Annotated in this window: 9 protein-coding genes; 4 read left to right on the plus strand and 5 right to left on the minus strand. The window is 51.0% G+C overall.

Annotated features, from left to right (window positions below; all coding sequences use genetic code 11):
- Positions 1–53: 53 nt before the first annotated feature.
- The 4 genes from WBV27_RS06100 to WBV27_RS06115 all read right to left on the minus strand — a co-directional run bounded on the left by WBV27_RS06100 (position 54) and on the right by WBV27_RS06115 (position 3,475).
- Positions 54–317, minus strand: coding sequence for a hypothetical protein (locus WBV27_RS06100; RefSeq protein ID WP_424200337.1), 264 nt, complete (start codon positions 315–317; stop codon positions 54–56).
- A gap of 18 nt (positions 318–335) precedes the next feature.
- A complete protein-coding gene (gene feoB / locus WBV27_RS06105; RefSeq protein ID WP_424200339.1) occupies positions 336–2,465 on the minus strand; it encodes a ferrous iron transport protein B in 2,130 nt (709 codons plus the stop codon).
- On the minus strand, positions 2,465–2,701 hold the full coding sequence (locus WBV27_RS06110; RefSeq protein ID WP_200831798.1) for a FeoA family protein: 237 nt from the start codon (positions 2,699–2,701) through the stop codon (positions 2,465–2,467). Before WBV27_RS06110 ends, feoB begins: the two co-directional genes overlap by 1 nt.
- A 237-nt stretch (positions 2,702–2,938) precedes the next feature.
- Positions 2,939–3,475: an AI-2E family transporter gene (locus WBV27_RS06115; RefSeq protein ID WP_424200342.1), complete on the minus strand. Its 537-nt coding sequence runs from the start codon at positions 3,473–3,475 to the stop codon at positions 2,939–2,941.
- Positions 3,476–3,619: 144 nt separating this feature from the next.
- Here WBV27_RS06115 and WBV27_RS06120 point away from each other — a divergent pair, with 144 nt between their 5' ends.
- Positions 3,620–4,936: a hydroxymethylglutaryl-CoA reductase, degradative gene (locus WBV27_RS06120; protein ID WP_424200344.1), complete on the plus strand. Its 1,317-nt coding sequence runs from the start codon at positions 3,620–3,622 to the stop codon at positions 4,934–4,936.
- Between the two features lie 274 nt (positions 4,937–5,210).
- Here WBV27_RS06120 and WBV27_RS06125 read toward each other — a convergent pair whose 3' ends face one another.
- Positions 5,211–6,383: a hydroxymethylglutaryl-CoA synthase gene (locus WBV27_RS06125; RefSeq protein WP_424200346.1), complete on the minus strand. Its 1,173-nt coding sequence runs from the start codon at positions 6,381–6,383 to the stop codon at positions 5,211–5,213.
- Between the two features lie 257 nt (positions 6,384–6,640).
- On the opposite strand from WBV27_RS06125, the gene WBV27_RS06130 reads away from it, so the two are divergent.
- The 3 genes from WBV27_RS06130 to WBV27_RS06140 form a co-directional block, all read left to right on the plus strand.
- Positions 6,641–7,822, plus strand: coding sequence for an acetyl-CoA C-acetyltransferase (locus WBV27_RS06130; protein ID WP_424200348.1), 1,182 nt, complete (start codon positions 6,641–6,643; stop codon positions 7,820–7,822).
- Between the two features lie 185 nt (positions 7,823–8,007).
- Positions 8,008–9,495, plus strand: a complete 1,488-nt coding sequence (gene thrC, locus WBV27_RS06135; protein WP_086627031.1) for a threonine synthase — start codon at positions 8,008–8,010, stop codon at positions 9,493–9,495.
- Positions 9,496–9,820: 325 nt separating this feature from the next.
- Positions 9,821–10,038, plus strand: a 218-nt coding sequence (locus tag WBV27_RS06140; protein WP_424200350.1) for a DUF188 domain-containing protein, incomplete at its 3' end; no start/stop codon positions are given.

Genomic DNA, 10,038 nt, shown 5'->3' on the forward strand with positions numbered 1-10,038 from the left:
GTCGGTACCTCAATCGTTTTGATTGAGGTACCGACTTTTTTTACTGTTCATTTTTATTCTTTGATGATTTGGGAAGTCGGGCAATGCTTTTCTGCCGATGCGCTCTCTTGCGCAACACCAAGTTGCACCATCAGTGCGGTGCCGGCAATACAGTCGGCCTCAGCCTCTACCGGAGCAGGCTCATTCATCGGACAAACCGTTACCGTGCAGGCGTTGCATTTCTTCCTCCCGCTCGCGATCAAACGGATTTGACGGAATAAAATGTACCCCATCAAGGTCATAAACAACAACAAAACGATCCAAGATTGAACATTCATAGGTTATTCCCCCTCTTCCTATTTGACCATCGGTTTCGCCAAGCTGCCCCACATCGGCGAAGCTTTTTTAGGCGCGGGTCTGACGACCAAGAACACCAATATTGCCGTTGCTGCAGCCGCTATGCTTGCTCCCGCCCCGAATGGCGTGCCCAACACGATGACAGATCCGAGCTGATTGATGATGAAGGCCAAGACATAAGCCAAAGTAGTTTGATACAAGACGCCGAAAAGCGTCCATTTAGCGCTGCCGAATTCGGTGCGCATCGCTCCGACAGCCGCGAAACACGGCATGCAGATCATATTGAACACAAGGAACGATACTGCGCTGACCGGGTTGAACAGTGTGCTGAATGCGGCAGCTACCTCCGCCTCCGAACCGGTTGTGTTCATCAGCACACCAAATGTGCCGACAACATTTTCCTTCGCGATCAAACCTTGGATGGTCGCCACTGTCGCTTGCCAAGATCCGAAGCCCAATGGCGCGAAGAAAACAGCAACTGCACTGCCGATCTTGGCCAGGATGCTTTGATCGCTTTCGGCAGCCATCCGCAGCTGCCAGTTGAAGGAAGAAAGGAACCAGATCAAACTCGAACTCAAAAAAATGACGGTCCCGGCATTTTTGACGAAGGCCAAACAACGGGCCCATACCGCGCGGAAAATGCTTTTCCATTGCGGCCAGTGATACATCGGCAACTCCATGACGAATGGCGATGCTTCCCCGGAAAAGATGGCTGTCTTACGCAACAGCACACCGGAAAAGATGACAGTCGCAATCCCCAACAGGTACATCGACAAGGCAACCCAGGATGCACCGCCAAAGATGGCATTGGCGATCAGGGCGATGACCGGCAGTTTCGCACCGCATGGGATGAAGGAAGTGGTCAGAATCGTCATACGACGATCCTGCAGGTTTTCGATTGTGCGTGAAGCCTGGATGCCCGGGACCGAGCAGCCGGAACCGATCAACAACGGGATGAATGATTTACCCGAAAGGCCGAAGCCGCGGAAAACCCTATCCATCACGAAAGCAACGCGGGCCATATAGCCGCTGTCCTCCAGCAAGGTCAAGCAGAGGAACAAGGCGGCCATCTGCGGCAGGAAGCCCAGAACTGCACCTACGCCTCCGATGGCACCGTCAACCACAAGACTGCTGACTGCAGGGTGGATGTCGATGCTGTCGAAGAAACTTTGCACGACCCCTGGCACGATGCTCCCAAACAACACATCGTTGACCCAATCGGTCCCCCACGTCCCGACAGTCGTGATGGCGAAGTAGTAGACCGCATACATGATCAGGACGAAAATCGGCAATCCAAGCCAGCGGTTCGTTACGATGTGATCGATCATGACCGAGAAAGAAGCTTTGTCGCTATTTTTAACGAGCACTTGGCGTGTAATTTTTGTCACGAATTTATAGCGTTCGTTGATCAGGATCGCCTCGGAGTCATCGTCCAATTCCTTTTCATAACGGCTAAGGAGCCCTTCCATGACAGCCTGTCCGTCTTCAGGAATCGCAAGTTTTCCAGAAGTTTGTCCGTCCCTTTCGAAAAGCTTGATGCTGTAGTAGCAACGCAATTTTTTCGGAACCAACGGAGCAATAATTTCTTCGATCGTATCAAGGATGCTTTCCACGACGATGCTGTATGTAATCGGTTCAGCCACAGCAATCGGTTCAGCGATGGCCTTGTACAACTCTTCCAATCCGCTTTCCTTCAGAGCCGAAATCGTTACGAACGGCAATCCGAACGCGCGCGATAAAGCGGCGACGTCCAGCTGATCGCCCCGTTTCTCGACGATGTCCATCATATTGAGGACGACGACGATCGGCAGATGCAATTCCATCAATTGGGTAGTCAAGTAAAGATTCCGCTCCAAGTTGGAGGCATCGACAATATTGATGATCAGATCCGGTGCATCCAGCGTCAGATAATCGCGCGTGACGATTTCCTCGATTGTGTATGGAGAAAGCGAGTAGATGCCTGGCAGATCGATGACCTGCGTCTCGCCGTCATGCAGCAATGTGCCGGCCTTCTGTTCGACCGTAACCCCCGGCCAGTTGCCGACGCGTTGGGTGGAACCTGTCAAATGGTTGAATAAGGTCGTTTTCCCGCTATTAGGATTTCCGACCAGCGCTATGGTTTTCCCCATCATTTTTCCTCCCCGAACGTAACTTCGATCATCTCGGCATCTTTTTTGCGTATCGATAATTCATATCCGCGCACCATCACTTGGATCGGATCGCCCAATGGAGCGACTTTTCTGACATAAATGGCAGTGCCTTTCGTGATCCCCATATCCATCAATCTTCTGCGGGTAGCGCCTTGTCCTGTTATTTTGTTCACAATTGCAGATACACCGATCGGCAAGTCCCTTACATTCGTCATAATCGTCCCCTCCATTCTTTCAGCAATAGTAATTTTCCGACACTAATTGAGAACCATTCTCATTAAATCCTAGCTTAAGGCATAGACTCCTTCTGGTCAAGATAATTCGTCCATTATTACTTATTTTTTTATACCGGAAATGAATGGATGGATGGGTTCAGTCCGCAAGTGTGCGAAAAAAATAAAAAGGCACGGAAGAAGTCACTCTCTCCCGTGCTTGTGAAATGCTGTCTCTTTTCAGCGACGATATTTGTCATAATTGTTGCGGCTGACACTCGATACTTCCAAAACGGCTTTGATCACTACAGCAACCACTGCGCCCAGAACGGCTCCAAGCGGCCCGAACAACAGGATACAGATAACTGTCGCCAGAAACGTGTACAACGGCCGGATTCCGAGTTCCTTACCTGTAACGAACGGCTCCGCGATCTGACGGATGACCACAAGAATGATGTACAGCAGTCCGATTTGCCAAGCCAACGTTGTGTTTCCGAGCAACAGATGGATCACCGCCCAAGGAATCATCACCATCCCGCTCCCCAGAATCGGGATAAGATCGAAAATCGCGATACCCAGTGCCTTCAGGAACCAAAAATCGATGCCGAAGTACAGAAAGCCGATGCACAACAGGACAAAGCTGATGGCAGCCAATTTGACGGCTGATATGAGATACCCCTTCAAGCCTTTTCCGGTTGCATTGATGATTTCTTTGATATAATAGCTGATCGTATCCAATGCGATCCCTCGCTTTCTCTTAATAAATTCAGTATACACGCCTGTGCGCCTGCCCGTCATCGGGCATTGGTCGGATTCTTTCGTCCTCTGCGCAAGGCAACTGATGGCGGATGCCATCAGGATAGTACTATGATAAAATGATATAGGAAACAGACACTGATTACACGTGAAAACACTTGGGAAATGGAGCATAAAATGGAATCCAAATATCTTCAGAAATTTTACGATAAAACACCATCCGAAAGGATCACTGCCTTACACTCGGCCGGGATCCTGAATGAAGAAGCGACAGCCAAGCTTCATTCAGGATTAAGCTTGCCCCAGGAAATCGCCGATAACATGATCGAAAACCAATTGAGCACATACGAGTTGCCCTACGGTGTCGCCTTGAACTTTCTGATAGACGGAAAAGACTATGCCGTCCCGATGGCCATCGAAGAACCTTCCGTCATCGCTGCGGCCAGCGCAGGAGCAAAAATCATCGCCAAGGCGGGCGGATTCCGGACGACGATCCAAGAACGGGTCATGATCGGTCAAGTCGCACTGAAAAATGTCCCCGACAGCGTTGCTGCTGAACAACTGATTCTATCGCATCAGGAAGAGATCCTGAAGGTTGCCAATGCTGCCCACCCTTCCATCGTGAAGCGTGGCGGCGGAGCCCGTCGCGTAAGCGTAAGGATTCTTCCTGCAGATAATGTTGAAGGGATTCCGTCGTTTTTTGTCGTCCATCTGCATGTCGAGACGTTGGAGGCGATGGGGGCCAACATCATCAATACGATGATGGAAGGCGTCATCCCTTACCTGGAGAGTTTGACCGGCGGCGAAGCTTTGATGGGAATCCTTACCAATTACGCGACAGACTGTTTGGCGACCGCCGAGTGCCGGATACCGGTTGCACTTCTGGCCAAAGGAGAGTTCTCCGGTGATGAAGTGCGCGACCGACTGATCGAAGCCTATCAGTTTGCCTACGTCGATCCTTATCGAGCCGTCACCAACAACAAAGGCATCATGAACGGCATGGATGCCATCGTACTGGCATCCGGAAACGATTGGCGCGCCATTTCTTCAGGAGCGCATGCCTATGCCTCCCGCAGCGGACAGTACCGTTCGCTGACAACCTGGAAAAAAGCGGAAAACGGGGATCTGCTCGGAAGTCTGACTTTGCCATTGCCGATCGGAGCTGTGGGCGGGTCCATCAACTTCCACCCTGCCGCGAAAATGACGAAAGAAATTCTCGGCTACCGTTCGGCATCCGAACTGGAGTCCATCATCGCCTCGGTTGGGCTGGCGCAAAACTTCTCCGCCATCAAAGCGCTGGTGACGGAAGGCATCCAAAAGGGACATATGGGCCTACATTCGCGTTCACTGGCGATCAGCGCAGGAGCGGTCGGGAACGAAATCGAACAGCTGTCGGAGCTGCTTAAGAGCGAAAAAAATATGAATCTGGCGACGGCGCAAGCACTTTTGGCGCAAATCCGCGGTGCGAATGCAGTCGATTGATGCATAACACGATCGGCGAAGGTTTTCAGAACGAGCTCCCGGGCTGGATTCCAATTTTTACTCCGGCGAGGCGAGCCTCGCCGGAGTAGAGGTGTCGGATTTTGTTTCTTCTCCGGTCGCGGCGGCTTAGCCGGAGTACAGGTCCGAAATTTGTTTCTCGTCCGGCCACGGACGGCTTGGCCGAACGAGCCGGCCCCCAGAACCGTTCAAAATGAAAAACAGCAGGCCATCACCAGTAATCTGGCTGATGGCGTGCTGTTTTTCATCGCATTCATTATCTGGTTTTGTTCAGATAGATGCGTTTGTTATAATCCATTCCTTCGATGCAGATGATTGCTGGATCTGCGTCCACATCCAATTCGATGCTTGAACCATCGACTGGCAAAACGTGAGAAAAGATTTCTTCATATTCTTTGACGGTAACTTCTTCGCGTGCAGCGAACAATTTACCGTGATCAGCAGCGGCCAAAGCTTCTTTGAATCCATCCTGCAGTGTGCCTGCGAAGAACTCGCCGACCGCTCCGGATCCGTAACTGAATAGACCAATTTTGTCGCCAGCCTTCAGGTCGTCGGAAAGTTCCAGCAAGGACAGCAGGCTCAGATACAGGGAACCCGTATAGATATTGCCGACGATTTTGTTGTAGATTGTACTGGTTTGGTAATGCGCCAACAGACGTTCGCGGTCGGCTTCGGAACCTTCATCCAGCACTTCGCGCAGAGCCTTCAACCCCATCTTCGTGTATGGAAGATGAAAACAGATTGCTTCGAAATCAGACAAGGTGGCGCCGTATTTCGCTTTGAATTCTTCCCAAGTGTTCAAAAAGAATGAAATGTACTGTTCATTTGAATATTTACCGTCGACAAAAGCCGTTTCCGAATAGATTGGTCTCCAAAAATCCATCACATCGGCGGTCAGATAGCTGCTTTCGTTCTCCAGCACAAGGATGCGTGGTTCCGCGCTGATGATCATGGCCACAGCACCGGCACCTTGCGTCACTTCACCGGCCGTGCCGATTCCATAGCGGGAAATGTCCGAACCAAGCACCAATACCCGGCTTTCCGGATTCAAAGCGACATGTCCTTTCGCCAGTTGGATGCCGGCAGTCGCTCCGTAGCACGCCTGCTTCAATTCGATGCAACGGGCATGTTCCTGGATTCCAAGCAGATCGTGTACGTAGACGGCACCTGATTTCGAATTGTCGATGCCGGATTCCGTTCCAAAAATGACCAGGTCGATTTTCGCCAAATCCTCCTCATCGATGATGCGTAAAGCGGCATTCGCAGCTAGCGTAACAGCGTCCTGAGTTATGGGCGCGACCGCCATTTTTTCTTGCCCGATGCCGATTGTATACTTAGCCGGATCCACCCCCCTGGCCTCCGCCAATTTTTCCATATCCACAAAGAAGTGCGGCGCATAAAAGCCAATCTTATCTATCCCAATCTTCACCATCAACTACCCCTTACTGTTTATATATAACATATTTGATGCCTCTCCTCCCAAATAATAGACCAGACCGCTCAAAAAAACAACCTCAGGCCACCAAATTAAAGATATCTTACAAAACCCTTATCGGAAAATTGTATATGGTTTGAAATTCTTTAACAATTCTTATATGCTAAAGTGCGTTTATTATCGTAAAATAAGAGATACACTGTGTGGATGGACAGATCTGCACAACAATGAGCCCAAAAAGGAGACATTTAATGGAAGAAGTCGTAATTGTCAGTGCTGCAAGAACCCCCATCGGTTCATTCGGAGGCAGCCTCAAAAATTGTACTGCAGTGGATCTGGGAAAAACGGCAACTGAATCTGCGTTGAATCGTGCCGGCTTATCCCCTGAAGAAGTCGATTCCGTCATTTTCGGGAACGTCCTGCAGGCAGGCATCGGCCAGAACACGGCGCGGCAGATCGCAGTCGCTGCCGGTATCCCCTATGAAAAAACAGCCATGACGATCAACGAAGTCTGCGGCTCCGGATTGAAAGCAATCATTCTCGCGAGCCAAGCCATCCGTCTGGGCGATGCCAAAACGGTAGTCGTCGGAGGCACCGAAAGCATGTCGCAAGCACCCTATCTCTTGCCGAACCAACGCTGGGGAAGCAAACTCGGTGATATCAACGCCATCGACAGCCTTGTGCACGACGGCCTTACTGATGCGTTCGATCAGCAGCATATGGGCATCACGGCCGAAACGGTGGCGGAAAGATTCCAAGTGAGCCGCGAAGAGCAGGATGCGTTCGCGCTGCATTCGCAACAGAAGGCTGCCGCCGCGCAAGAAGCGGGCTACTTTAAGGAAGAAATCGCACCTGTCATCATCATGGACCGCAAGAACCAGCAGACAGTCGTGGCCGATGATGAATATATCCGCAAAGATGTCACTATCGAGAGCTTGAGCAAATTAAGGCCGGCCTTCCAAAAGAATGGCACGGTGACTGCTGGGAACGCATCCGGGATCAATGACGGAGCGGCCGCCTTGGTGCTGATGCCGAAGTCGGAGGCCGAAGCGAAAGGCATCCCATACCTGGCCACAATCAAAGGCTACGCCGAAACCGGAATCGACCCTGCCATCATGGGCTATGCGCCTTATTATGCCATCAAGCAAGCATTGGAAAAGACCGGGCTGCGTGTGGAGGATATCGACCTCTTCGAATTGAACGAAGCGTTCGCCTCCCAGAGCATCGCCGTTGTCAGGGATTTGGGTTTGCCCGAGGAAAAAATCAACATCAGCGGCGGCGCTATCGCCTTGGGGCATCCCATCGGCGCTTCCGGATCACGGATTTTGGTGACCTTGCTGCATGCGCTGGAACGCACCGATACGAAACTCGGACTCGCCTCCCTTTGCATCGGTGGCGGAATGGGCATCGCCATGATTGTGGAGCGTCCGTGACCTATATTTGACCGCACCCGCTCGCTCCCCCGTCATTTGCTTGTACGGGGGAGTTTTTTCATAAAAATGTGCATAAGAACAGCGCGCATTTCGATATGTTATTGAGTTTTCAACGAAAATGTGGCATACTCTTTATGAGAAATTTTTAATTTAAAAATGAGAATAATGTAGAGGAGACTGAATCCGTGACGACCTATCACAGCACACGAAATGCAGAAAAAACACTGACGGCTTCACAAGCAATATTACAAGGGATAGCGCCAGACGGCGGATTGTACGTACCCGATCACATTCCGGCTTTGGATATCGCATTGGATCGCCTGGCCGACATGACTTATCAAGAATTAGCTTACGAAGTGATGAAGAAATTTTTCGACGACTTCACTGAGGAAGAATTGAAACATTGCGTCAACGCAGCCTACGATGACAAATTTGACGACTCCAGCATCGTTCCGTTGGTGAAAGCCGGCGGAAACCACTATCTGGAATTGTTCCACGGCCCGACAATCGCCTTCAAGGACATGGCCCTTTCGATCCTGCCTTACTTGATGACGACTTCCGCCAAAAAGAACGGCAGCACGAAAGAAATCGTGATCCTGACGGCGACTTCCGGTGACACCGGAAAAGCGGCGCTTGACGGATTCGCTGATGTGCCGAACACACGCATCATCGTGTTCTATCCTAAGAACGGCGTCAGCGCCATCCAGGAAAAACAGATGGTGACGCAAAAAGGCGACAACACCTCTGTCGTGGCCATCGACGGAAACTTCGATGACGCACAGACGAACGTCAAAAACATGTTCGGAAACGCAGACTTGGCAGCACGTTTGGATGCAGCAGGATTCCAATTCTCCTCAGCCAATTCAATCAATATCGGACGCCTGATCCCGCAGGTGGTCTATTACGTTTATGCTTACGGCCAAATGGTGAAACAAGGCGCTATCGCTGCCGGCGAACCGATGAACGTCGTTGTCCCTACCGGCAACTTCGGTAACATCCTGGCTGCCTACTTCGCGAAACAAATGGGCTTGCCGATCCAAAAACTGATCATCGCTTCAAACGAAAACAAGGTCCTGGTCGATTTCTTCGCTACCGGTGCTTACGACCGTAACCGCGACTTCATTTTGACGACATCCCCATCGATGGATATCCTGGTTTCCAGCAATCTGGAACGCCTGCTGTATCTGATGGCCGATGAAAGCACGGCGGCTGTCCAAACTTTCATGGACCAATTGAAGGAAATCGGCCGCTACGAAGTGACGGAAGCGATGCAGGAAAAAGCGAAGGACTTCTACGCGGACTACGCGACTGAAGAGGAAGTCAGTGCTCAGATTGCTGCGCTTTATCATGCTGAAGGCTATGTCATCGACCCGCACACAGCTGTGGCGGCGCATGTTGCCAACACTTATGTAGCCGAAACCGATGATCACACACCAATCATCATCGCGTCGACTGCCAGCCCGTATAAATTCCCGCAAGCCGTCCTGAATGCCATCGATCCTGAGTTTTCGGATGATTCCATGGAGGAAATGTTGGACCGCCTGAGAGAATTGAGCGGCGTTGCTTTCCCAGCCGCAATCGAAGAATTATTGCATGCGGAAGTTCGCCACAACACCGTTGTCGCTTCCGACGACATGCAGAAGAGCGTCGAGTCCATCCTGGGCTTGAACTGATTCATAAGTGTTTAAACGCCTAGCCGGCGGTCCGGAATGTTTCCGGGCTGCCGGCTTTTTTGCGCTTTTGATTATTTTTCATTCTGTCCTCCGTTGAAACCAATCTTCGCCGTAGCTGAGTATGCATATGTATGCTCTCCTCCGGTCAACCGGTTTTGGTCGGAGGTGGCGGCTATATTCCACTCTTAACACCGGCGGAACGCTCTTGGCCGGAGTTCCCGGTAACATTCCTTTCGATTATCCATCCAGGGCACACACATCAGAGAGAAATCCACGCTGTTTTTTGGTAAAATGGAATCAGAAAGAAACAGAATCGAGGCGCTACATGAACATACTGATCGACGGGGATGCTTGTCCCGTAAAAGACATCATCATCGAAGAAGCCATCAAACGCGAAATACCGGTCACAATCGTCACCAGCTTTGCCCACTTTTCCAATGCGCCCCAACCGCCCGGAGTGAAGACGGTCTACGTCGATTCCGGTGCCGATGCAGCCGACTTCAAAATCATCCAGCTCGCAAAAAGAGGCGATCTGCTGGTCAC

This window comes from Trichococcus sp. (assembly GCF_049589555.1).
Taxonomy (GTDB): Bacteria; Bacillota; Bacilli; order Lactobacillales; family Aerococcaceae; genus Trichococcus.